24 protein-coding genes and 1 tRNA gene are annotated in these 23,137 nt (G+C 65.5%); 18 read left to right on the forward strand and 7 right to left on the reverse strand.

What is annotated here, in order from left to right:
- Positions 1-92: 92 nt before the first annotated feature.
- Together JQ573_RS26045 and JQ573_RS26050 are read left to right on the forward strand one after the other, a co-directional pair.
- Positions 93-2,804, forward strand: coding sequence for an EAL domain-containing protein (locus tag JQ573_RS26045; protein ID WP_212318462.1), 2,712 nt, complete (start codon positions 93-95; stop codon positions 2,802-2,804).
- A gap of 107 nt (positions 2,805-2,911) precedes the next feature.
- On the forward strand, positions 2,912-3,208 hold the full coding sequence (locus JQ573_RS26050; protein WP_249132367.1) for a septal ring lytic transglycosylase RlpA family protein: 297 nt from the start codon (positions 2,912-2,914) through the stop codon (positions 3,206-3,208).
- 19 nt (positions 3,209-3,227) lie between these two features.
- Here JQ573_RS26050 and JQ573_RS26055 read toward each other — a convergent pair whose 3' ends face one another.
- Both JQ573_RS26055 and JQ573_RS26060 read right to left on the reverse strand, forming a co-directional pair.
- On the reverse strand, positions 3,228-5,696 hold the full coding sequence (locus tag JQ573_RS26055) for a PAS domain-containing protein (protein WP_212318464.1): 2,469 nt from the start codon (positions 5,694-5,696) through the stop codon (positions 3,228-3,230).
- A 91-nt stretch (positions 5,697-5,787) separates the two neighbouring features.
- Complete coding sequence (locus tag JQ573_RS26060; RefSeq protein WP_212318466.1) at positions 5,788-6,582, reverse strand: thermonuclease family protein; 795 nt, start codon at positions 6,580-6,582, stop codon at positions 5,788-5,790.
- 158 nt (positions 6,583-6,740) lie between these two features.
- Here JQ573_RS26060 and JQ573_RS40670 point away from each other — a divergent pair, with 158 nt between their 5' ends.
- The 5 genes from JQ573_RS40670 (at position 6,741) to JQ573_RS26080 (ending at position 10,608) form a co-directional block, all read left to right on the forward strand.
- The gene (locus JQ573_RS40670; protein WP_283815118.1) at positions 6,741-6,869 is read left to right on the forward strand and encodes a hypothetical protein; all 129 of its coding nucleotides are present in this window, start codon (positions 6,741-6,743) and stop codon (positions 6,867-6,869) included.
- A gap of 53 nt (positions 6,870-6,922) precedes the next feature.
- Positions 6,923-7,129: a hypothetical protein gene (locus JQ573_RS26065; RefSeq protein WP_016840474.1), complete on the forward strand. Its 207-nt coding sequence runs from the start codon at positions 6,923-6,925 to the stop codon at positions 7,127-7,129.
- Positions 7,130-7,306: 177 nt separating this feature from the next.
- A complete protein-coding gene (locus tag JQ573_RS26070) occupies positions 7,307-9,322 on the forward strand; it encodes an acetyl/propionyl/methylcrotonyl-CoA carboxylase subunit alpha (protein WP_212318468.1) in 2,016 nt (671 codons plus the stop codon).
- Positions 9,323-9,445: 123 nt separating this feature from the next.
- Positions 9,446-10,312: an oxaloacetate decarboxylase gene (locus tag JQ573_RS26075; RefSeq protein ID WP_212318470.1), complete on the forward strand. Its 867-nt coding sequence runs from the start codon at positions 9,446-9,448 to the stop codon at positions 10,310-10,312.
- Complete coding sequence (locus JQ573_RS26080) at positions 10,309-10,608, forward strand: acylphosphatase (protein WP_212318472.1); 300 nt, start codon at positions 10,309-10,311, stop codon at positions 10,606-10,608. The genes JQ573_RS26075 and JQ573_RS26080 overlap by 4 nt, the downstream gene beginning before the upstream one ends.
- A gap of 7 nt (positions 10,609-10,615) precedes the next feature.
- Here JQ573_RS26080 and JQ573_RS26085 read toward each other — a convergent pair whose 3' ends face one another.
- Positions 10,616-11,428: a class I SAM-dependent methyltransferase gene (locus tag JQ573_RS26085; RefSeq protein WP_212318483.1), complete on the reverse strand. Its 813-nt coding sequence runs from the start codon at positions 11,426-11,428 to the stop codon at positions 10,616-10,618.
- A gap of 240 nt (positions 11,429-11,668) precedes the next feature.
- Here JQ573_RS26085 and JQ573_RS26090 point away from each other — a divergent pair, with 240 nt between their 5' ends.
- From JQ573_RS26090 to JQ573_RS26105, 4 genes are all read left to right on the forward strand, one after another.
- Entirely contained in the window at positions 11,669-12,226 is a 558-nt protein-coding gene (locus tag JQ573_RS26090) for a GbsR/MarR family transcriptional regulator (RefSeq protein ID WP_212318486.1), read from the forward strand.
- A gap of 26 nt (positions 12,227-12,252) precedes the next feature.
- Positions 12,253-12,918 (forward strand): DUF4166 domain-containing protein, encoded by a 666-nt coding sequence (locus JQ573_RS26095; RefSeq protein WP_212318488.1) that lies wholly within the window; start codon positions 12,253-12,255, stop codon positions 12,916-12,918.
- The gene (locus JQ573_RS26100; RefSeq protein WP_212318492.1) at positions 12,915-14,351 is read left to right on the forward strand and encodes a TIGR01777 family oxidoreductase; all 1,437 of its coding nucleotides are present in this window, start codon (positions 12,915-12,917) and stop codon (positions 14,349-14,351) included. Before JQ573_RS26095 ends, JQ573_RS26100 begins: the two co-directional genes overlap by 4 nt.
- 103 nt (positions 14,352-14,454) lie before the next feature.
- A complete protein-coding gene (locus JQ573_RS26105; protein WP_212318496.1) occupies positions 14,455-14,787 on the forward strand; it encodes a hypothetical protein in 333 nt (110 codons plus the stop codon).
- Positions 14,788-14,808: 21 nt separating this feature from the next.
- Here the strand turns inward: JQ573_RS26105 and JQ573_RS26110 are convergent, their stop codons facing one another.
- Positions 14,809-15,666: a LysR family transcriptional regulator gene (locus JQ573_RS26110; RefSeq protein WP_212318498.1), complete on the reverse strand. Its 858-nt coding sequence runs from the start codon at positions 15,664-15,666 to the stop codon at positions 14,809-14,811.
- Between the two features lie 115 nt (positions 15,667-15,781).
- On the opposite strand from JQ573_RS26110, the gene JQ573_RS26115 reads away from it, so the two are divergent.
- Positions 15,782-16,207 carry a 4-oxalocrotonate tautomerase family protein gene (locus tag JQ573_RS26115; RefSeq protein ID WP_212318501.1) on the forward strand — a complete coding sequence of 142 codons (426 nt, stop codon included), beginning with the start codon at positions 15,782-15,784 and terminating at the stop codon, positions 16,205-16,207.
- A gap of 3 nt (positions 16,208-16,210) precedes the next feature.
- Here JQ573_RS26115 and lipB read toward each other — a convergent pair whose 3' ends face one another.
- Positions 16,211-16,939, reverse strand: coding sequence for a lipoyl(octanoyl) transferase LipB (lipB, locus tag JQ573_RS26120; protein WP_212318504.1), 729 nt, complete (start codon positions 16,937-16,939; stop codon positions 16,211-16,213).
- A 60-nt stretch (positions 16,940-16,999) separates the two neighbouring features.
- On the opposite strand from lipB, the gene JQ573_RS26125 reads away from it, so the two are divergent.
- The 3 genes from JQ573_RS26125 to JQ573_RS26135 all read left to right on the forward strand — a co-directional run bounded on the left by JQ573_RS26125 (position 17,000) and on the right by JQ573_RS26135 (position 18,042).
- A complete protein-coding gene (locus JQ573_RS26125; RefSeq protein WP_021080574.1) occupies positions 17,000-17,245 on the forward strand; it encodes a FliM/FliN family flagellar motor switch protein in 246 nt (81 codons plus the stop codon).
- 92 nt (positions 17,246-17,337) lie between these two features.
- Positions 17,338-17,422, forward strand: a tRNA-Leu gene (locus JQ573_RS26130).
- A 245-nt stretch (positions 17,423-17,667) separates the two neighbouring features.
- On the forward strand, positions 17,668-18,042 hold the full coding sequence (locus tag JQ573_RS26135) for a hypothetical protein (protein ID WP_092114879.1): 375 nt from the start codon (positions 17,668-17,670) through the stop codon (positions 18,040-18,042).
- An 8-nt stretch (positions 18,043-18,050) separates the two neighbouring features.
- Here the strand turns inward: JQ573_RS26135 and JQ573_RS26140 are convergent, their stop codons facing one another.
- Together JQ573_RS26140 and JQ573_RS26145 are read right to left on the reverse strand one after the other, a co-directional pair.
- A complete protein-coding gene (locus tag JQ573_RS26140) occupies positions 18,051-19,418 on the reverse strand; it encodes a polysaccharide deacetylase family protein (RefSeq protein WP_212318507.1) in 1,368 nt (455 codons plus the stop codon).
- A 95-nt stretch (positions 19,419-19,513) separates the two neighbouring features.
- Complete coding sequence (locus JQ573_RS26145; protein ID WP_212318513.1) at positions 19,514-20,329, reverse strand: polysaccharide deacetylase family protein; 816 nt, start codon at positions 20,327-20,329, stop codon at positions 19,514-19,516.
- 84 nt (positions 20,330-20,413) lie between these two features.
- Here JQ573_RS26145 and mgtE point away from each other — a divergent pair, with 84 nt between their 5' ends.
- The 3 genes from mgtE to JQ573_RS26160 all read left to right on the forward strand — a co-directional run bounded on the left by mgtE (position 20,414) and on the right by JQ573_RS26160 (position 23,121).
- Positions 20,414-21,835, forward strand: coding sequence for a magnesium transporter (mgtE, locus tag JQ573_RS26150; RefSeq protein ID WP_212318515.1), 1,422 nt, complete (start codon positions 20,414-20,416; stop codon positions 21,833-21,835).
- Positions 21,836-21,980: 145 nt separating this feature from the next.
- Positions 21,981-22,301, forward strand: coding sequence for a DNA-binding transcriptional regulator (locus JQ573_RS26155; RefSeq protein ID WP_212318518.1), 321 nt, complete (start codon positions 21,981-21,983; stop codon positions 22,299-22,301).
- A gap of 610 nt (positions 22,302-22,911) precedes the next feature.
- Positions 22,912-23,121 (forward strand): hypothetical protein, encoded by a 210-nt coding sequence (locus tag JQ573_RS26160; protein ID WP_212318523.1) that lies wholly within the window; start codon positions 22,912-22,914, stop codon positions 23,119-23,121.
- Positions 23,122-23,137: the final 16 nt, after the last annotated feature.

Raw genomic sequence — 23,137 nt, forward strand, 5'->3', positions numbered from 1 at the left:
GCTATTCATCCACCTTAACAGTCCGATAACTGACTTTCCTAACGAGCCCTTGGGTTGTGTTCCCTTAGAAGGGCACCCGCAGGGGCAGGAAAATGTCGGTTGTGTCAACGAACAGCGTGAAGCCGGAGCACCGGCGGCTGTCGATCAAGGGTGTGTTGCGCGCCACCAGGATGGGCGCCATTCAGTGGCTCGTCCTGAGCGCCGCGCTGCTGGTGCTCGCCATCACGCTTGGCACCGGCTATCTCGCGCTGCAGTTTCGCGAGCGCGCGCTGGAGATGTCCGAACGCGAACTCAACAACACCGCGCTGCTGCTGTCGCGGCATTTTGACCAGCAGCTCAGCGACCTCCAGCATGTCCACGACGACATCGTGAACTATCTGCGGTCGGAGCAGGTCGAGACCGCCGATCAGTTCGAAAAGAACATGTCGCTTTTGAGCGCGCACGAGATGCTGCGCACGCGGCTGGCCGCGCTGCCGCATGTCGGCGGGCTCAATTTGTTCAATGCCAAGGGATGGCTGATCAACTCGTCCGAGATGTGGCCGGTGCCCGACGTCAGCATTGCCGAACGGCGCTATTTCCAGGAGTTCACCTCGGGACGACCGACGTCGCCTGTCATCGTCGAACCTGCGATGAGCAAGGTGACGGGCAACTGGACCACGATCTTTGCGCGCAAGATCACCGGGCGCAACGGCGAGATCATCGGCTTTGCGAGCCGCGGCGTCGAGCCCAGCCATTTCGAGGATTTCCTCGCCTCGCTGGCATTGAGCGGCGACACCGTGATTTCGATGATCCACCGCGACGGCACGATCATCGCGCGCTATCCGCAGGATGCCGGCGTGATCGGCCGCAACATCATCAACCTGCCAGTGTTCCAAAAGGTCATCAGCTTTGGCGGCAACACGTCGGGACGGTTCGTTGGCGCTTCTGGCGAGGAGAACGTCGGTGCGGTCAGATTGCTGTCGCATTTTCCAATCCTGATCCTCGCCACCACGAAGACCTCGAGCGCGCTGGAAGACTGTCGCGCCCAGACCAAGCTGCAATTCTGCGCGGCCGTGTTAGCGGTACTGGTCATCAGCTTCGCGGTCTTCCTGATCGTCCGCCAGCTGCAGCGGCAGCACGATGCGGCGCAGCGCCGGCTGTCCGAGAAGAGCCAGCATCTCGACACCGCCATCAACACCATGACGCAGGGGCTTTTGCTGTTCGATGCCTCGGCGCGGCTCGTGATCTGCAACCAGCGATATATCGACATGTTCGGCCTGTCGCCCGATGTCGCCAGGCCCGGCTGCCATCTGCGCGATCTGATCCTGCATCGCCAGGCGCTCGGTTCATTTGTCGGCGATGTCGATGAATACTGTGCGCGGTTCACCAATCCCAGGGGTGACGAAATCCGGGATTCGGTGATCGTGACGCCCGACGGCCGCAGCATCCGCCTGATCTACAAACGCGCACCCGACGGCGGCTGGGCTACCACGCTCGAGGACGTCACCGACGGGCGGCGTGCGCAGGCGCAGATCGAGTATCTCGCGCATTACGATGCCTTGACCAATCTGCCGAACCGGACGCTGTTCCAGCGTCACGCGGAAGAATTGTTGCGCGAGGCGACCGTCCGCGAGTTCGCGATCCATTACATCGATATCGACGAGTTCAAGCGGATCAACGACACGCTGGGTCATCCGATCGGCGATGAATTCCTCCGGCGCGTGGCCGACAAGCTGCGCCAGTCGGTCGGATCGAACGACTTCATCGCGCGCCTCGGCGGCGACGAGTTCGCGATCGTCCAGCATGACATCATGTCGGACGACGACGTCAGCGATCTGGTCGCGCGCGTCTATCAGTCACTGCGCACGCCGTTCGACTGCCACGGTCATTGGCTGTCGAGCGACGCCAGCATCGGCATCGCGATCGCCCCGCGTCACGGCTCCGACCTGTTCGGCCTGCTCAAATGCGCCGACCTCGCCATGTACGCGGCCAAGGCCGCCGGCCGCAGGACCTATCGCTTCTTCGATCCGGCGATGGAGAAGCAGGCCAATCTGCGCCGCGCGCTGGAGGCCGATCTGCGAAGTGCGTTGGCGGAAGACCGCTTCGAGCTGCACTATCAGCCGCTGGTCGACCTGCGCAGCGACGAGGTGACCGGCTGCGAGGCGCTGCTGCGCTGGCGGCATCCGGTGCGCGGCATGATCTCCCCGGCGGAGTTCATCCCGGTCGCCGAGGAAACCGGGCTGATCGAGGAAATCGGGCAGTGGGTGTTGCGCACCGCCTGCATCGAGGCGGCGGGCTGGCCGGCGCATGTGCGCTTGGCGGTCAACGTCTCGCCGATCCAGTTCAAGTCGGAGACGCTGGCGCTGAAAGTTGCAAGCGCGCTCGCCGAGAGCGGGCTCGACCCGCGCAGGCTCGAGCTCGAGATCACCGAGGCGGTGCTGATCGCCGACGACGATGCGGCGCTTGTCACGCTCGGCCAGCTGCGCGCGCTCGGCGTCCACATTGCGCTCGACGATTTCGGCACCGGCTACTCGTCGCTGCAATATCTGCAGCGCTTCCCGTTCGACAAGATCAAGATCGACCGCAGCTTCGTCAAGGAAGTGACCCGCAACAGCGGCTCGGCCTCGATCATCCGCGCAGTGGTCTCGATCGCCGCCGACCGCAACATGATCACGACCGCCGAGGGCGTCGAGACCGATCAGCAGCGCGATACCGTGCAGATGCTCGGCTGCACGCAGATGCAGGGCTATCTGTTCAGCAAGCCGGTTCCCGCGCAGGACCTCCGGACGCTGCTCGCGGCCGATAGCGTCGAGGAGGCCGCCTGAGCGGCTTTCCCTGAAAAGTTCCAAAAAATCGACCTGCCGACGCGACCGGCGCGGAACCGAAATCGTGGAACCGCGTTCCTTTGCGGGGCTCGACCGGCAGGCGATCAATGAAAACCGCAGTAGTGTCCGCGGCCATGCTGCTGTTTGCCTCAAGCATGGCGAACGCAGAGAGCGGCCTTGCGTCCTATTATCGGGGGATCGGCAGGAGTGGCGAGATGACCTGCGCGCATCGCAAGCGGCCATTCGGCAGTATGGTCACCGTGTCCTATCACGGGAAATCGATCCGGTGCCGGGTCAACGACCGCGGACCGTTCGTTCGCGGACGGATCATCGATGTCTCGACCACGGCGGCGCGCGCGCTCGGCATCCTTCAGCTCGGCGTCGCGCATGTGGTGATCGAGTAGCGCGCGGCCGGCGGCGGGATCAGGGTTTTGAGGTGGTCGCCCGCTGCTCGGCGATCGCCTTGCGGAGCGTGCGCGACAGCGCCTCGACCGAATAGGGTTTCTGGATCAGCTCGAAGCCGCTATGCGCGTTCTCGGCGAGCACGTTGCTGTAGCCGCTGGTCAGCACCACCGGCAGGCCGGGAAAGCGATCGCGGATCACGCCGGCGAGCTCGACGCCGTTCATGCCGGGCATGATCACGTCGGAGAACACGAGGTCGGCGGCGAACTCGTTCTCGGAGAGGATCGACAGCGCCGCGTTGGCGTTCGCTGCGCGCTTGACCGAATAGCCGAGATCCTCGAGCAGCTCGGTGGAGAACTGGCCGACATCGTCGTTGTCCTCGACCACGAGGACGCGATAGCCGCGGCCGATCGAGGCCTGCTCGATGCCGGCGCTGGCCGCGACCTTGGCGTCCGCCGGGCGCATCGCCTGCGGCAGATAGATGGTGAAGGTCGCGCCGTGCCCCGGCGTAGAGGTCACCTCGATATCGCCGTCGGATTGCTTGACGAAACCGAACGCCTGGCTCAGTCCGAGGCCCGTTCCCTTGCCGACCTCCTTGGTCGTGAAGAATGGTTCGAAGATAGCGTCGAGATTTTCCGGCGAGATGCCGGTGCCGGTATCCTGGATCGAGACCGTCACGAAATCGCCGCTGCGCGAGGCCTGGGCGCGCAGGGCAGGGATGTGCTTGACCTTCCTGACGCCGATCGTCAGCTGGCCTTCGCCGTTCATGGCGTCGCGGCCATTGACCGCAAGGTTGATCATCGCGGTCTCGAACTGGCCGATATCGGCGATCGCAAAGCAGTCGGGATCCTCGATCCTGACCTCGATGTGGATCCGCGCGCCGACCAGCGGACGGATCAGCTGCACCACGCTATCGACCTGCGTCCCGACATTGAACACTTCGGGATTGAGCGGTTGCCTGCGCGCAAACGCCAGGAGCTGCGCGGTGAGCTTGGAGGCCCGCTCCACGGTCTCCGAGATCGCATCGATGTAGCGGCGTCGCCGCTCGTCCGGCAGCTCGCGGCGGCGCAGGAAGTCGGTCGCGGAGCGGATGATGGTGAGCAGATTGTTGAAGTCGTGCGCGACGCCGCCGGTGAGCTGGCCGACCGCTTCCATCTTCTGCGACTGCCGCAGGGCTTCCTCGCCAAGGCGCCGTTCGGTGATGTCGACAGCCTCCGGCACCGCGCCGACGATCGTGCCGTGCTGGTCCTGCAACGGGCGCATCGCGAAATCGAAATAACGCTCGCCGATCGGCAGGTGCAGCTGCAGCTCGACCTTGACTTCCTCGCCCCGCATCGCGGTCGCAAAGGCATTCTGGATCACGCGCGGCATGCCGTCGGTCGCAGTGAACCAGGGCGTGTCCCAGAACGGTTTGCCGACGACGTCGGCGGCCCCGGCGCGGATGCCGGCCAGCGCGGTCTGGTTGGTGTAGAGCAGGTCGCCATCCCGGTTGAGCAGCATCTGATATTGATGGCTGGTTTCCAGGATCGCGCGGGTCTGCGCTTCGCGGGATTCGAGCTGGGCGGTGCGCTCCAGGATGCGCCGCTCCAGCGACTCGTTGAGCTTGCGCAGCTCGATCTCGGCTTCCTTGGCCGCGGTGATGTCATGGGCGACGCCGATGAAGCCGATATGCTTGCCGTTCGGGTCCCAGCGCGGTTGCGATTCCGAGCGCAGCCAGCGCCAATCGCCCGCGGCATTCCGGTAGCGTGCCTCGAGCACGAATGGCTTGAGCGACAATTCGCCGGTGATCTGCTGCTGCAGGATGTTCGGCAGATCATCCGGATGCAGCGCCTTGCGCCAGTCGAACACGACGGCTTCCTCGAACGGCAGGCCGAGGAAATCCAGATAGGCCTGGTTGGCGAAGGAGCGGGTGCGGTCGAGCTTGGTCACCCAGATCGGCACCGGCGCGCTGTCGGCGATCAGGCGGAAGCGTTCCTCGCTCTCGCGCAGGGTTTCCTGCGCCAGCATCTGATCGGTGACGTCGAGATCGGCACCGACCAGCCGCAGCGCACGGCCGTTGCGGTCGCGGTCGATCTTGGCGACGACACGGATCCAGCGGCTCTCGCCGTCGTTCGGGCGGATGATGCGGTACTCGGCGGTGTAATCCTCGCCGCCGGCCTTCAGCACGCCGAACAGGTGCCTGATGGTTCGCTCGCGATCGTCGGGGTGGATGCGCGCGACCCAGTTCTCATAGGTCTCGTTGACCTCCTCGGGCGGCAGGCCGTGCACCAGCAGATATTCGGGAGAGCGGCGGTTGCGCACGCCGTCGCGGAAATCGATCTCGAGCCCGCCGACCCGCGCGATGCGCTGGATCCGTGCCAGCTCGGCCTCGCGCTCCTGAAGCTCGCGATGGGCGCGGTCGCGTTCGCGCGCGATCTCCTCAAGGTGCTGCCGCAGCCGTTCGGCTGCCGCAGCTTCGGGAAGCACATCAGCGGGATCGGGTGGGGTCATACGCGCCGGCAACCTCTCGGCGCAGTTTCACACAGGACGAGGCGGCTTTTCCAGCGTGATTTGCGGCGATCACTTGCCCGTCACTTGCCCTTCATTTGCCTTTGGGCGGGCGGCAATTATAGGCCCTGCGGAACCCGGCGGCCTGCGCATCCTCCTCGGAGCAGAACCAGCGATCCGGATTGCCAAGGCCCGGGTAACTGCGGCACGCCTGCAGGTGATAGATGCCGACATTGCCGGTGACGCGGGCGCGCACGGCGTACTTGCCCTTGATGTTGCAGCTTGCCGGCATCGGCAGGTCGTCGGGGAAGAGCGCATTGCGGATCTGCGTGTCGCGGTCGGCCGGGCAGGCGTTGCCGAGCAGGGCGCCGTCCTTCTTGCCGAGACGAAAATCGCGCGGCGCCACGAAGCAGCCCTTCCACAGCCCCGCACGACTGTCCGTGGCGGTGGCTTGATCCGGCTTGAATCGGCCAGTGGCCGACGTCTCGACGTTGAGGGCGTAGCCCTTCTGCACCATCACCTGGCTCAGGCTGGTCGGGTCGCCCTCGAGCTTGCAGACGCCGAGGCGGCGCTTCTTGAAGGTCGGATCGACGCCGACATCGTCGCAATGAATCGGCTTGCCGCCGATCAGTCGGGTCAGCTGGTCGCGCGCTTCAATCCCGCAGGTCCAGACGTCGGCGTGCTCGTCGATGCAGAGCTGGTCGGCCGCCGGCGCGTCGATGCCGTCGAGCCGATAGACCGTGTTGCCGAGCTGAACCGTCCCGGCGTCCTTGACGATAGCCGTGGAGGGGCCACCGGTCGCAGACAGCGCAGCCGTCGCAGACAGGACAGGGCTCGCGGACAGGCATGTCAGGAGAAGCGTCGTGATGACCGGATTCCGAAACCGCATTTTCTCACTTCAGATTTTTGGCGGGCAGCCGAACTTCTAGCACAGGCGGGTACGATCCAACCAAGGACTGTTCGCACGCGATGCGTGCGCGCCGTCACATCACGATCGGCATTCCGCGACGTAGAACGGCCGGACATTGCTATCGAAGGGATGCTGATATGGCCGAGTTCATCATCAACCTCATTGCGGATGTCATCACCGACATCTGGACCCTGCAATGCCTCGCGCGCTGGCGGCGGAAGCGAGAGGCGCCTCGGCAGACGGCTTCCGAGCAAAGATCCGATTGACTTCATGAGAACAAAATAGGAACATGATGTGCCACCTGAATCCCGGATGCCCCATGATGTCTGCACGGCCCGAATCTGATGACGATGACGGGCTGGAAGCGGCTGTCGATCAGGCTATTTCCGCGTGCGGCGGCAATTTGCGCGCGACCATCCGGGCGCTGATCGTGGCGAATGAATTCCTGGAGAACGAGGTTAGCGAGCTGATGAAGGCCGTCGCTAAGGCGCATTCGCGCGGCCGCTTCAAGACTTATTCGGGCTGAAATACCCCTCCGGCTACCGCCAAGAACCGGCCAAGAACCGGCCAAGGACCGGCCAGGTGCCGGGCCCGGTCTGCATTTGCCTTCGGGGCATTTTGCTGTACCACGGAGTGGTTACGCCAATCGCCCGTGCCGGATTGCGCGGGGAGGAATCCTGCCCAAAGCCCAAGCAAGAAGAGCATGTTCAAACGAATCCTGATCGCCAACCGCGGCGAGATCGCCTGCCGGGTCATCAAGACTGCGCGCCGTATGGGGATTGAGACGGTTGCCGTCTACTCCGAGGCCGACCGCGACGCGCTGCATGTCGAGATAGCCGACGACGCCGTGTTGATCGGCCCGCCCGCCGCGGCCGAGAGCTACCTTTTGATCGACAAGATCGTCGACGCCTGTCGCAAGACCGGCGCACAGGCCGTGCATCCCGGCTACGGCTTCCTGTCCGAGCGCGAGGCGTTTCCGCGCGCGCTGGAAGCCGCCGGCATCGTCTTCATCGGCCCGAACCCCGGCGCCATCGCCGCGATGGGCGACAAGATCGAATCCAAGAAGGCCGCGGCGAAGGCCAAGGTCTCGACCGTGCCCGGCCATCTCGGCGTCATCGAGGACGACAAGCACGCGGTCCAGATCGCCGACGAGATCGGCTACCCCGTGATGATCAAGGCCTCCGCCGGCGGCGGCGGCAAGGGCATGCGCATCGCGCATTCGAAGAGCGAAGTCGCCGAAGGCTTCAACCTCGCCAAGGCCGAGGCGAAGTCGTCGTTCGGCGACGACCGCGTCTTCATCGAGAAATTCATCGTCGATCCCAGGCACATCGAGATCCAGATCCTCGGCGACAAGCATGGCAACGTGATCTATCTCGGCGAGCGCGAGTGCTCGATCCAGCGCCGCAACCAGAAGGTCATCGAGGAAGCGCCGTCGCCGCTGCTCGACGAGCAGACCCGCCGCAAGATGGGCGAGCAGGCGGTCGCGCTGGCCAAGGCGGTGAACTACGATTCGGCCGGCACCGTGGAATTTGTCGCCGGCCAGGACAAGAGCTTCTACTTCCTGGAGATGAACACCCGTCTGCAGGTCGAGCATCCCGTCACCGAGCTGATCACCGGCATCGACCTCGTCGAGCAGATGATCCGCGTCGCCGCCGGCGAGAAGCTTGCACTCGCGCAGAAGGACGTCACGCTGACCGGCTGGGCGGTCGAGTCCCGCGTCTATGCCGAGGATCCGTTCCGCAACTTCCTGCCGTCGATCGGCCGCCTGGTGAAGTACCGTCCGCCGGCCGAGGCCAGCCATGACGGCATCACGATCCGCAACGACACCGGTGTGCAGGAGGGCGGCGAGATCTCGATCCACTACGATCCGATGATCGCCAAGCTCGTCACCCACGCCCCGTCGCGCGCCGCGGCGATCGAGGCGCAGGCGACCGCGCTCGACGCCTTCTATGTCGACGGCATCAGGCACAACATTCCGTTCCTGTCGGCGTTGATGAACCATCCGCGCTGGCGCGAGGGCCGGCTCTCGACCGGCTTCATCGCGGAAGAATTCCCCAAGGGATTCTCGGCGCGCGCCCCCGAGGGTGAGATCGCGCGGCGGCTCGCGGCAGTCGGTGCCGCGATCGATCACGTGCTGGGCGAGCGCAAGCGGCAGATTTCCGGCCAGATGGGCGGCCGGGTGGTGCAGCGCGAGCGCCGTCGCGCAGTGTGGCTCGATCGCGCCGAGATCTCGCTCGACGTCGCGCGCGAGGATGACGCCATCGCAGTGCGCTTCATCGGCGCCGACGGGCTGCCGGGCAATCCGCACAATCTGGTGTCGAGCTGGGCGCCGGGCGAGCCGGTGTGGCAGGGCACCATCGACGGCAATTTTGTCGCCGTGCAGGTGCGGGCCATCAACAACGGCTTCCGCCTCGCGCATCAAGGCTATGAGGTGCCGGTCTATGTCTTCACCGAGACCGAGGCGACCTCGGCGCGGCTGATGCCGGTGACCTCGGCCGCCGACACCGGCAAGAAGTTGCTGTGTCCGATGCCCGGGCTCGTGGTGTCGATCGCGGTGACCGAGGGCCAGGAGGTCAAGGCCGGCGAGACGCTCGCGGTGGTGGAAGCCATGAAGATGCAGAACGTGCTGCGCGCCGAGCGCGACGGCACGGTCAAGAAGATCCACGCCGCCGCCGGCGCCACGCTCGCGGTCGATGCGCTGATCCTGGAGTTCGCCTGAGATTGTCATTCCGGGGCTCGCGAAGCGAGAACCCGGAATCTCGAGATTTTGGGTGCGCAATTGCGCACCTGAGGGTTCGATGCTTTGCATCGCCCCGGAATGACGTGAGTGAGGAGTGTCCCCATGGCTTTCCGTAAACGCCGCGAAGCACTGCGATCGATTCTCAGCGGATCATCCTGCATCCGCCCGGGCTCGGTCTATGACGCGACCTCAATCCGGATCGCGGAGGATCTCGGTTTCGAGCTCGGCATGTTCGGCGGCTCGCTGGCGTCGCTCGCCGTGCTCGGCGATCCCGATATTGCGCTGATCACGCTGACTGAATTCGCTGAACAGGTGCGCCGGATGTCGCGTGCGTCGACCCTGCCTGTGCTGGTCGATGCCGACCACGGCTACGGCAATGCGCTCAACGTTCGCCGCACGGTTCAGGAGGTCGAAGCTGCCGGTGCCGCCGGCCTTACCATCGAGGATACGCTGCTGCCGCAGGCGTTCGGCCAGGCCAAGGCGCAGCTGATCTCGCTCGAGGAAGGCGTCGGCAAGATGAAGGCCGCGCTTGACGGCCGCAGCGATCCGTCGCTCGTCATCCTGGGCCGGACCGGCGCCGTCTCGATCACAGATCTCGACGACGCGATCGCACGCGCCAGGGCCTATGAGGCGGTCGGCATCGATGGACTGTTCTTCACCGGTATCAAGTCGCGCGGTGAGCTCGAGGCGCTCTCGGCCGCCACGACGCTGCCGATCGTGCTCGGCGGCGCGCCGGAGGAGATGACCGCGCTGGATTATCTGGCAAGCCAGCGCGTCAGGATCGCGCTGCAGGGCCACGCGCCGTTCGCGGCCGCAACCCAGGCCGTCTACGAAACGTTGAAGGCGCTGCGCGAAGGCACCTCGCCGAAGAATCTGAAAGGCATCGCCTCGTCCGAACTGACCAGCCGCGTGATGCGCGAGGCGGAGACCAAGGCGCGCAGCGGCGAGTTCCTCGGCCTGAAAAAATGAGCGGTGTGATCCGCCATGTCACGGTCAGTGGCCGGGTGCAGGGCGTCGGCTATCGTGCCTGGGTGGACGAGCAGGCGACCTCGCGCGGCCTCGAGGGTTGGGTCCGCAATCGCCGCGACGGCAGCGTCGAGGCGGTGTTCGTCGGCCCCGAGGCCGTCGTCGCTGACATGATCGCGGCCTGCGGCCGCGGACCGTTCTCGGCGCGGGTCGATGCCGTGCACGCCGTATCAGGCAATTCCGATCTTCTGAACCTGCGACGGGCAGGGGAGCGGTTCTCGATCCTGCCGACGATATGACGTGTGGTCACGCAACAGCCGTGATCACCAGCGCCTGAATGCGGCCTTCGATCGCGCCCTTGCCGAAGCGCCGCGCGAGCGCCGATGCGGCGTGCTCGGTCGCGGCGTCGAGGCCGATCCCGCCGCGCGCCTCGATCTCGCCGCGCAGCGGTGAGCCCTGGCAAAAACCGATCGCCGGATCGTGCGGCGCGTTCGCCCGGCTTTGCTGCCGGACGGTGTCGATCTCGATCTTGCTGAAGCCCGCGGCCAAAAGATCGGCCCGGATCGGGTCCGCCGCGTAGTGGCCATGGGGCGTGCGCGCCAGGAATCGCGGCGGATCGGCCGGGAAGACCTCTGCCAATGCCTGGGTCACCACGTCGGCAAACTCGTTCTCTTCGATGCGATCCCACATGCTGAATAGGAAACGGCCGCCCGGCTTCAGGACCCGGCGAGCTTCCGAATAGCCCTTGGGCTTGTCGGGGAAGAACATCGCGCCGAACTGGCAGGCGACGACATCGAAGCTCGCATTGTCGAACGGCAGGTTGAGCGCGTCGGCCTGCCGCCACGTGATATCGGCCGCGTCCGGCATCCGCGATTTCGCCCGTTCGAGCATCGGCTCATTCAGGTCGGTCGCCACAATGCGGGTGCCGCGGCCGAGCGCTGCCGACAGCGCGCGGGTCACGGCCCCGGTGCCCGCGGCCGTCTCAAGCAGGTCGCGCGGGCCAACGGCCTTGGCGCGTTGTGCGAGATCGCGTGCGTAGGGTTCAAAAATCATCGGCACGAGGAGCCGGTCGTAAAGTTCTGGAATGGACCCAACGAACTCCTTGTCGGACGCGGGCATCGCAAGCTCCTTGTTGGCCGTGAAGCTGGCTCATGTCGACAGCCCGCGATCCGGCCGAAAAATCGTCCACCCGGATCAGCTTGGACGAAGACGTCGGTCGCGACAAAGGAAAATTCGTCATCTGTGATGATCATCCGCGCTGGGGTCACACAGGCGAGAGGCGCACGCTAGGTCGCGCGGCGTCCCTGAGCGGCATCGATGACCCTTGACTTCCGCTCCGAACAGTCTGATATTTCTGTCATGACAGAAATAACCGCCAAGAAAAAACTTCCTGCCGCCGTCGAGCGCTTCATCCTGCATTGGGGCGACATGGGCGACGAATGGGGCGTCAACCGCTCGGTCAGCCAGATCCACGGGCTGCTCTATCTCGCCGAAGCGCCGATGACCGCGGAGGACATCGCCGACACGCTCGGCATGGCGCGCTCCAACGTCTCGAACTCGATCAAGGAATTGCTGTCCTGGGGGTTGATCCGGCGGGTGCCGATCCTCGGCGACCGCCGCGACCATTTCGAGGCCGAGACCGATATCTGGGAGGTCGCGGCGAAGATCGCAGCCGGGCGCAAGGAGCGCGAGATCGATCCCGCGCTAGCCGCGCTGCGCGCTTGCGTCTCCGACGCGGCCGACGATCCCGCCATCAGCCCGCTCGCCAGCAAGCGGCTGAAGGAGATGCTGACGTTCACCGAGCTGGTCGACCGCTGGTACACGCAGATGCTGAACGTGCCGCGGCCGCGCCTGGTCGCGCTGATCAGGCTCGGCGAGAAGATCGTGAGTTTCCTGCCGACAGGCAGAGCCAAATAGGGGCGGCGGCGTAACGGGAGTGTACGATGGCGTCAGCAAGGATATCCACCTTAAAGACAGCGCCGGCTTCCGATACGAAACTGTTCGACGACCATCGCTTCCGCGCGTTGCTGCCCGACGAGGATTGGGGCCGCCTGCCGGTTGCGATCTGGCGGCGCTTCTCGAAGCGGTTCGAGGACGGCAACACCGTCGTCTATGTCGGCGAGGTCGACGAAGCCTCGAGCAGCCGCGCCGGCTGGTGGCTGGCACAGGCCGCGCGGCTGATCGGCGGACCGCTTCCGACCGGCACCGAGACCGGCGTGCCGATGATCGTCACCGTCACCGAGGACGCCGCGAGCGGCGGCCAGATCTGGACCCGTATCTGCGCGCGCCGCGACGGCTTCCCGCAGGTGATTCATTCCGCCAAGCGCTTTGCCGGGCCGACCGGGCTCGAGGAGTATGTCGGTTTCGGCGTCAGCATGGCGTTGCGGATCGCGGTCGAGCACGAGGCGCTGGTGTTTCATAGCGTCGGCTATTCGCTGCGGCTCGGGCCGTTTCGGATGCAATTGCCCGATTGGCTCACGCCCGGCGATCTCACCGTCACCCATTCCGATCTCGGCTGCGGCGACTTCCGCTTCACGCTGGAGATCATCCACCCACGTTTTGGCCGGCTGATCCGTCAGTCTGCCGTGTTCAGGGAGGCCTCGTCATGACGCCGCTGCTTTGGACCCTCGTCGCGATCCAGATCGCGATGGGCGCGTTCGATACCTTCTATCACCACGAATTCACCGAGCGGCTCGCCTGGCGTCCCTCGCAGCGTCATGAGTTGCAACTGCACAGCGTGCGGAACATGCTTTATGCGCTGCTGTTCCTCGTGCTCGGCTGGCTTGAGGTGCACGGCATTCTCGCGATCGCCATCATGGCCGTGCTGGTCGTCGAGGTCGTGATCACGCTGATGGATTTCGTCGAGGAGGATCTGAGCCGAAAACTGCCGCCGAGCGAGCGGATCAATCATACGCTGCTCGCGATCAACTACGGCGCCATCCTGGTGCTCTTGGTGCCGGTGCTGATCAGCTGGGCGACGCTGCCGACGGCTGTCGAGCCGGCTTATGCGGGCCTGCTGAGCGTGTTCGCAACTGCCGCGGCCTTCGGCGCCGCGCTGTTCGGTGCCCGTGACTTCGCCGCTGCGAGGCGGCTGGGACGGATGGTCAGCCTGCCGGCCGCCACCTTGGTCGAGAAATTGCCGGCGCGGCAGACCGTGCTCGTCACCGGTGCGACCGGATTCGTCGGCAGCCGCCTGGCCGCAAGCCTCACCGCATCCGGCCATCAAGTGATTGCGCTGATCCGCAATCCGGCGAAGGCCGAGATGCTGCCGCCGCCGGTGACGCTGATTACGAGCCTCGACCAACTGCCCGCCAACTCAGGGATCGACGCCATCGTCAATCTCGCGGGCGAGCCGATCGGCAATGGTCTTTGGACCGAACCGAAGCGCCGCAAGATCATCGCCTCGCGTATCGACATGACGGCTGAGGTCGTCAGGCTGATTGCGCGGCTCGAACGCAAGCCGTCGGTGCTGGTGAGTGGCTCCGCGATCGGCTGGTACGGTCTCTGGCAGGACCAGGTGCTGACGGAGTCGGCGAAATCCCACGCCTGCTTCAGTCATGAACTGTGCGAGGCCTGGGAGAATGCGGCCAAGCCCGCTGCCGATCATGGCGTGCGCGTGGCGTATTTGCGGATCGGTCTCGTGGTCGGCACCGACGGCGGCTTCATTACGCGGATGCTGACGCCCTTCGAATTCGGTCTCGGCGGCCCGCTCGGCTCGGGCAAGCAGTGGATGTCATGGATCGAACGCGACGATCTGGTGCGCTTGATCGCGCATGTGATCGCGAAGCCGGAGCTCGCAGGCCCGATCAACGCGACCGCGCCGATCCCGGTCACCAACACCAAGTTCACCGAGGAGCTGGGGCGGCGCCTGCATCGACCCGCGATCTTCCGCGTGCCTGCCGCGCTGCTCCGCGCCGTCGGTGGCGACTTCGCCAATGAGCTATTGCTCGGCGGCCAGCGTGTGCTGCCGAACAAGGCGCTGAGCAACGGCTTTGTGTTCCGCCACGAAACCTTGCGCAGCGCGTTCGAGGCGATCTTGTGAGGAGGGCGAGATGTCTGATGACGGTTGCCGTGCCTTTGGAGGTTGGCTCGCCGGATGCGGGGCCGCAACTGCGGTTCTCTCCGGCGTTGTCCAGACCCTCTTGATGGTCGCATCCGGCGGCGACATCATAAGGCTGCTGGGAGGCGCCATCGCGCTTCTGCTTCCCACATTCCTGGTTCTCGTCATCACGTGTGTGCTGACCGCCATTCCTTCAGCGGTCGTGATCTGGCTGAGCGAGGAGTTTGAAATCCGATCCGCCGGGTTCTTCGCCGGTGCAGGCGCTGCGATCGGCGCGTTGAGCATCACGGTGCTGCTGCGGTCTCCGGCCGTCTGGACATCCGGACTTGTCTGCCTGTTCGCCGCAGCCGGATTCGTCGCAGGCCTGACCTACTGGTTTGTCGTGAGAGAGCTGGAAGCCGCCGAGCATTCCTCGTGATACCGCAGAGCGGTGCCCGCACTACGCTGCAGAGGCCACGCTGCGGAACGTCGCCGCCAGCGTCCGCAACGCCGCGAGCTTGGCGGGATCGCTGACCTTCGAATGCAGCATCACCTTTGACGCGCCGAGCCGCGGCAGCTTGTGCGCGGGTCCGATATCGAGCAGGCCCGGCGGCGCGATGCGGCGGACGAGGGGCGCAACGGCAAGGCCTGCGAGCGCGGCAGCCACGACCGCGGTGACGCCGCCGCCGACGAAGCTTTCGGTCCACGCGATGCCGGCCTTGTCGAGCGATCGCACGGCAAGGGCGCGCACGCCGCAGGGCGGTGCCAGCGTAGCGAGCGGCAGTGCGTCGCCGCGCGGCCAGACGAAGCGCTTGGCGGCGAACCAGCCGAATTCGTCCTCGGTCAGTTTCTCGCCGCCGCGCCGGCTGCCTTCCTGGCGCACGATCACGGCGTCGAGTTCGCCGGCATCGTAGGCGTCGAGCATCTCGCGCGAGAAGCCGATGGTCACGGAGAGTGCGAGCTGGGACGCCATTGCGTGCAGCCGCTCCAGCAGCGGCACGAGTTCCGGCCCGGCGGCGTGATCGCTGATCCCGAGTGTCAACTGCTGCCGCGCTGGTTTCTCACCCGACAGCGCACGGTCATGCACCTCGATCAACGCGCGGGCATGGTGCAGGAAAGCCGCGCCATCGGCGGTCAGCCGCACCGCGCGCGGCGAGCGTTCGACCAGCCGCTTGCCGAGCACGGTTTCCAGCCGCTGCAATTTCATGCTGATCGCCGCCTGCGTGGTGCCGAGTGCCTCGGCGGCGCGGGTGAAGCCCTGCAGCTCGGCGACGAGGAGGAAGGCCTGCACGGTGTCGATATCGAGCGTCGCCGTCATGATCAATATTCGTTATCATTGCTATCCGTATAGATAAGATACCAAGATGATGTGCAAAGGTCTAGCTAGAGGAGGCGCGATTGACCCGCGCCAACCGAATTCAAGGAGACCGATCATGCCGCTCATCACCGTCACCTATGCAACCTCCCGCGAGAGGCCGTCACTGAAGTCCGACATCGCCGCCGCGGTGTCGGATCTGACCGCAGGGATTCTGCACAAGGACCCCAAGGTCACCGCGATCATCGTGAAGTCAGCCGACGCCACCGACTGGTTCGCCGGCGGCAAGTCGCTCGCCGAGCAGGGGCTCGCGAGCTACTGGCTCGACATCCATGTCACCGAAGGCACCAACACCAAGGACGAGAAGGCGGCCTATCTCGCCGCGCTGTTCAAGCGGATGGGCGAATTGCTCGGGCCGCTCCACACCGAGAGCTACGCCCATGTCGACGAGGTGAGGGGTGATGCCTACGGCTTCGGCGGCCTGACCCAGGAGCGCCGCTACATCGCCGGCAAGCTCGAGGTCGCGCCGCAGAAGGCGGCATGAGCCTTACAGCGTTACTTCCGGCAGGCGCGCCGTGGTGTCGCCGAATACCTCGGCAAATGCCTGCCGGAGCGCGATGTCGACATCGGCCATCGTGACCGGCAGTCCGAGATCGACCAGCGAGGTGACGCCGTAGCGCGGATCGACCACCCCGCAGGGCACGATCGCCTGGAAGTGGGAGAGGTCGGGCTCGACATTGATCGCGATGCCGTGGAACGAGACCCAGCGGCGCAGCCGCACGCCGATCGCAGCGATCTTGTCCTCGTGACCCGGCCCCTTGTCCGGGCGCCGCACCCAGACCCCGACGCGGTCCTCGCGGCGCTCGCCACGGACGTTGAAGGCGGCCAGTGTGCGGATGATCCATTCCTCCAGCGAGGCGACATAGGCGCGCACATCCGGCCGGCGCCGCTTCAGGTCCAGCATCACATAGGCAACGCGCTGGCCCGGGCCGTGATAGGTGACCTGGCCGCCGCGGCCGCTCTGGAAGGTCGGAAACCGCGGGTCGAGCAGGTCATCGGCCTTGCCGCTGGTGCCGGAGGTGTAGAGCGGCGGATGCTCGAGCAGCCACACCAGTTCCGGCGCCGAGCCCTCGGCGATCGCCGCCACCCTCGTGTCCATCGCAGTGAGAGAATCGGGGTAGGGCACTGGACGGTCCGAAATCCGCCACTCGACCGCTTCGCCGCCCGAAGGGCGCGCAAAGGTCGTCAAATCGAGGCTTTGGCGGTCGTTAACCATTGGCTAACCCTAACGTGGTCAGGTGAATCCACAATTTAGTTCCAGTTCGGCGGTTCAGAAGTGCCCACCCTCGATAAAGTCAGCGTCGATCTCATGGTGGTCCTCGGCACGACCACCATGCCAATCCACCAGGTCATGCGGCTGTCCCGCGGCGCCATCATCGAACTGGATGCCACCGAGGCCGACGAGGTCAAGATCCTCGCCAACAACCTGCCGGTGGCCAGCGGCGTCGTCCTGGTCGACCGCAACCGGATTGCGGTCGAGGTCAAGCAGATGCTGCCGAAATCTCCCGGGGTTCGCAGTTAATTCACGCATCAAGCGCCTTGTCCCTGCATCCGTGATTTGTTACATCGCCCCCTCGATGCGGCGGCGCCTTAGGGTTCCATCCGACATCCTTAGCGCTCGTGGCGGAATTGGTAGACGCGCTGCCTTGAGGTGGCAGTGGGTAACACCGTGGGGGTTCGAGTCCCTCCGAGCGCACCACACCTCAGCTGATCCTTGAAATCGCTGGATTTTTCGAAGCATAGCCGTGGCCTGGCCGTGCCGGCCCCGCGCGGGGCAGGTCCGATGAGCGCCGGCGGGCGACGTGAGGCGCCGGTCGATGCGGTCCTGTAACACCGGTCAGGTAGATTCGCGGATGCATGGCCTTGCCGGTGTGGCGCTGCCGACCGGAGGCGGCCGCGTCTCCCGACCGCGCGGCCGCAAGCCTGCCCCACCCGGAGCACCCGATGATCTTTGCTAGCTATGCCTACCGTGTCCTCTCCAACTTCGTGTTCCTGGGACTGGTCTATTTCACGCTGAACCTGCTGGAGAAATACGAGCAGCGCGCGACGGTCGCGATCCTGGTCCTGGTCTATGCAACGATGCATGCCTTGTCGGGCCTGCGCTCGTTCTATTTCTTCCAGCGTATCGAGCGCCTCGAAGGCGAGACGCGGCGGCTCGCCGCTGCGGCCGGCGAGGGGCCCAATGCTGTGGCCTCGCGCAAGCAGATCGTCGCCGACGTCACCGCGCTCAGGCATGCCGGCGAAATCAAATCCTATATCGACATCTTCTTCCTGGCGCTGGTGATCCTGCTCTGCGTCGCCAAGATCGTGGTCAGCTAGATCGCGCTCTAGTCAGGCACGCGCTTGCTGGCCGCCAAGGCCTCGGCGCGCGGGGTGCGCTTGGCGACGTGGACCGACGCATTGCTCGCGGCCGGCGGTACGACACGCAGCGGTGCGCCGTGAAGCCGGCCGTGAGCCGCAGCGGGGATCTGATGCGCGGCCTGCTTGGGGTGCCTGGCCTGGCGCGCCGAAATCGCTTGCGCGCGCGGTGCGCCGACGCCGGGGACAACAGCTGTCGCGCGCTGCGCGGCCGCCGAGCGGGCCGCGAGCAGGGTCAGGTCCAGTGCTTCGGGAACGCGAAACACGTCAGCCGCCGGGATCGGCAATGTCGAGGCCGACGCGGGCTGGGTGAGCTGCGGCTGCGGCCACAGCGTGCGGACGGATGCGCCGACGCGCGCGCGCTGCGCGTGATCGAGAATGTCGGCATCGCGCCAATCCATGTCGGCAAACACCGGCGCCGGCAGCGTCCGCGTCGCGGTGAAGACGAAGTTCGGAATTTTGGGCCAGCGCGTGATCGCGACCGTCTCGGTCGGCGGACGCATGAACCATTGCTGCGGCTCGGTCGGCGTCGCCGGGCGGTCCGCTGTCGCGGGCACGACATGGACGATGCGGTAGCCGCGCTCCTTCAGCGTGTTGAGGATGCGCGGCAGCGCCGCGACGGTGCGCGGCTGGATGTCGTGCAGCAGCAGGATGCCCTTGTGCTTGGCCTCGATCCGCTGGATCGCGAGGTCGTAGACCCGCTGCGGCGAGACGTGGCGCCAGTCGTCGGCCGGGAAGTCGGCGCTCCAGACCTGGATGCCCTGTGACGCCAAATAGGTTTCGGGGATCTCGGCGCGCATCAGGCCGGGGATCCGGAAGAACGGCGCAAGCTTGCTCTTGTCGCCGTTGAGCGCGGCGAGTGTCGAGGCGATGCCGTCGTCGACCTCCTGCCGCACCCGCTCGAGCGGCATCTTGTTCATCGTCAGCGGATGGTTCTGGCTGTGCGTGCCGACGGTATGCCCGGCGGCGACCAGCTTGCGCACGCCCTCCGGATCGAACCGGGCCTGGGAGCCGATGGTGAAGAAGGTCGCCTTGACGCATTGGCTGGCGAGGATGGCCAGCACCTGGTTGCTGTATTTCGGCAGCGGCCCGTCGTCGAAGGTCAGCACCACCTCGTGATCGGCGAGCGGCAGCGTCTCCGGATACTGCATGGTGCCGATCCGCGGATGCTCCCTGGGATCGACGACGATGGTCCGCGAGGTGCCGAGTGCGTTGGGGTTACCCGGGCAATCCGCGGCGAGGCCGGCCTGCGGCGTCATCAAGCAGCAGCCCAGCAGCGCCGCGCCGATCACGGTCCGCGACCGCTTCCGGATCATCACCAGGACGTCTGCAATCATCAATCTCGGCCGCATTCCAAACGCACTGACGAATCCTTAGGTGCGGCCCCATGAATGCCGCCTTAACGGTCTGTAATCCACCTTGGGTGCCGGGTTCAATGTGTCCGGTCGGACACGGTTTTCAACGCCGCCGGCACGATGTGGACGACGTGATAATTATGCTCCTGCAGATACCTTAGGAAGGCCGGCAGCATCTCGGCTGTTCGCATCTGCGGGTCGTGCAGCAGGATAATTCCCTTGCGATGGCCCTCGAGCCGCCCGGTGAGCAGCTTGAGTTCCTCCTCGGGGGTTATCTTGTTCCAATCGCTGGCCCAGAAATCGGCGCCGAACACCGCGATACCGCGCTTTTCCATGCGCTCGAGCAGGGCGGGCGTCGACTCGAAATAGGGGAACCGGAAGAACGGCGTGCTCGGGACCGTGCTCGCGGTGCCGCGCAGGGCCGTCTGGACTGCTTCGATCCCCCGATTGATGTTCGCCTCGGCCTGGTCCGTCGGCATTTTGTTGAGATGCGGATGGTCCCAGCTGTGATAGCCGATGCTGTGGCCGAGGCGTGCGATCTTGCGGACCATGTCGGGATGATCGGCCGCATTGCGGCCGACCATGAAGAAGGTGGCCTGCACGCATTCGGTTGCCAGTGCCGTCAGCACCTTGTCGGTGACGCCAGGTGTCGGCCCGTCGTCGAACGTCAGCACGACCTCGCCATCCCGCAGCGGCAGGGTCTGCGGAAAGCTTTTCTGCCCGACGCGCGGATAGGTCGCAGGGTCGACCTCGAGCACACGCGAGGTGCCGAGCGCGTCTTTGCGCGGGCATTCGGCGGCCTTCGCCGAGCTAATCAGCGCAACAGGCGCGAGCGCGATCAGCGCCGCGACAATGTTCAGGATCGGTCGCGGTGCGCTCGACATCTTTCTCATTGCACTGGGCCCCACCGATTAGGTAATCCGTTCCGCACTCATCAGAGCAGTTTTTCCCCTCCTGTCAAACCGGCGAAACACGGCATGGCCGAGAATATCGACGTTGCCGAACCCGCCGAGGCCGACCCGCTCGCCCGGATGCCGATGCGGGACGAGGAGGGCCAGCTCCGCCCCGAATTCGTCGCGGAGATCACCCGGGCCATCCATGCCGCGGACCGGCCCCTGCTGTGCGAGGTGGTGGCGGAACTGCATGAGGCCGATCTCGGCGACCTGATCGAGGCGCTGGAGCCTGACGACCGCGTCACCCTGGTCGAGATCACCGGCACGGACTTCGACTTCTCGGCGCTCAACGAGGTCGACGAGACGGTCCGCGAGGAGATCCTCGAGGAACTCGAGCCGGAGACCGTTGCAGAGGGCGTCCGCGAGCTCGAATCCGATGACGCCGTCGAGCTCCTGGAAAGCCTCGACGAGGAGGACCAGGAAGAGATCCTGGAGAAGCTGCCGGCGGCCGAGCGCGAGGACATCGAGCGCAGCCTGCTGTATCCGGAGAATTCCGCCGGCCGGCGGATGCAGACCGAGTTCATCGCGGTGCCGCCGGATTGGAAAGTCGGGCAGGCGATCGACTACATGCGCGACACGCCCGATCTGCCGGACCGCTTCTACGAGATCTATGTGGTCGACGCCGACAAGCACTTGCTGGGCGCGGTGCCGCTCGACGTGCTGCTGCGCACGCGCCGCCCGGTTCCGGTCAAGGACCTGATCGACGAGGGCCGCCGCCGGGTCTCCGCGCTGGAAGACCAGGAAGAGGTCGCGCGGATGTTCGGCAAGTACAATCTGGTCGCGGCTCCCGTGGTCGACACCACCGAGCGGCTGGTCGGCGTGATCACCATCGACGACGTCGTCGACGTGATCGAGGAGGAGGCCGACGAGGACCTCAAGGCGCTGGGCGGCGTTACCCACCCTGAAGAGCTGTCCGACACGGTCTGGACCATCGCCCGCGGCCGCTTCAACTGGCTGCTGGTCAATCTCGCCACCGCGTTCCTGGCCTCTTCGGTGCTCGGCCTGTTCGAGGGCCAGCTCGAGAAGATGGTGGCGCTCGCGGTGCTGGCGCCGATCGTGGCGAGCCAGGGCGGCAATGCCGCGACCCAGACCATGACGGTCGCGGTGCGCGCGCTCGCCACCCGCGAGCTCGGTTCGTTCAACGCGACGCGCGTGGTGTTGCGCGAGACCATGGTCGGGCTCGTCAACGGCCTCGCCTTTGCCGTCATCACCGGCATCGCCGCGGTGGCCTGGTTCAAGATCCCCGGCCTCGGCATCGTGATCGGGCTCGCGATCATCTGCAACCTGGTCGCCGGCGCGCTCGGCGGCATCCTGATTCCGATGGTGCTGGAACGGGTGCGCGCCGATCCCGCGGTCGCCTCCGGCACCTTCGTCACGACCGTCACCGACGTGGTCGGCTTTTTCTCGTTCCTCGGCATCGCCACGCTGTGGTTCGGGCTGAAATAGAGCATGACCCGGAAAAGTGTGAAGCGGTGTTCCGAAAAGGTCATGCCTACCGGGGGGCCTTGCGGCCGGTTTATCGTTAATCGCGCCTTAACGGGGTTGGCGGATGATGGTCCTATCTCCAAAGGGGCCATCACGGGGGGCCATCATGCAGCGGTTGCGGCTCAAGGCGGACGGACGGATCGTCGAATTGCGCGACGGACAGGAAATCCCGCTCGCGCCCGCACATCCCGCCGAGGCGGCGATACAGCCTTCGGCCGCGCAACCGGCCGTGCGCGATCTGCGCCGCCGGGCCCAACTCACCCAGCTCGAATTCGCCGCCAAGCTCGGCGTACCGGTGGAGACCATCCGCAACTGGGAGCAGGGCAAGCGCGCCCCGCGGGGACCGGCCCGCGCGCTGCTCGCCGTGATCGCCCATTCGCCGGAGACGGTGTTCGCCGCGCTGTCGAGCGAGCCGACGGCGGCGTGAGCGGGTACGTCGCGGGCTCCACCATCACTCGGTCTCTTGGAAGCAGTCGTCCTGGCGAAAGCCAGGACCCATAACCACCGCATGTGATTGTGAGAGGGATTGGGGCCCCAGCGTCGCGCAGCAATGACCATTTGGGGTAATGGGTCCTGGCTTTCGCCAGGACGACGATGAGGATGGTTCTCGCGCGATACGACGCACCGTCATTGCGTACCATCTCGGTGTCATCGCCCGGCTCGACCGGGCGATCCAGTATTCCAGAGACGCCGGCGCTCGAATCGAGAAGCCGCGGCGTACTGGATCGCCCGCATGCGCGGGCGATGACAATGTGGGTGGGGGCGCAGCTTCGCATTCTCGCGACATGAATCGTCCGAGCTTTGCATCTCGTTTCGCCCTCTCTCTTAAAGAGGGCGCAGGGAACGCCGGGTGCCGGCGCGGGCCGGCCGCAACGAGACGACAGGGCCTTCGCCGCAGCTTGTGAAGCGCGAGGCGTGGTCTTGCGGGGAGCCGCGTCAACGCTCCCGGCACAGCGTCATGGGACTTGCCAGCAAGGCGGTTTGGCCGCTTTAATCGAAGGATTGCAGTACGTTTTATTTTGAAGCGTGGATTTCCCATGAAGGCCATCGAGCAGATCATTGCCGGCTACGTGTCGCTGAAGAATCGTCAAGCGCTGGAACAGCTGCGAGACCATCGCCAACACCTGCTGGACGATGTTCGAACCCACAGCTTTCCGGGTTTCAGGCCATCGGTCGTGAACGAGACTCTTTCCGAGGAGATCGAGCTCATCCAGGGAGCATTGGCTCGCTTCGACGAGGGCGGATAGCTCGCGGCCGGGGCGT

The organism is Bradyrhizobium sp. AUGA SZCCT0105 (assembly GCF_018129565.1).
Classification (GTDB): domain Bacteria; phylum Pseudomonadota; class Alphaproteobacteria; order Rhizobiales; family Xanthobacteraceae; genus Bradyrhizobium.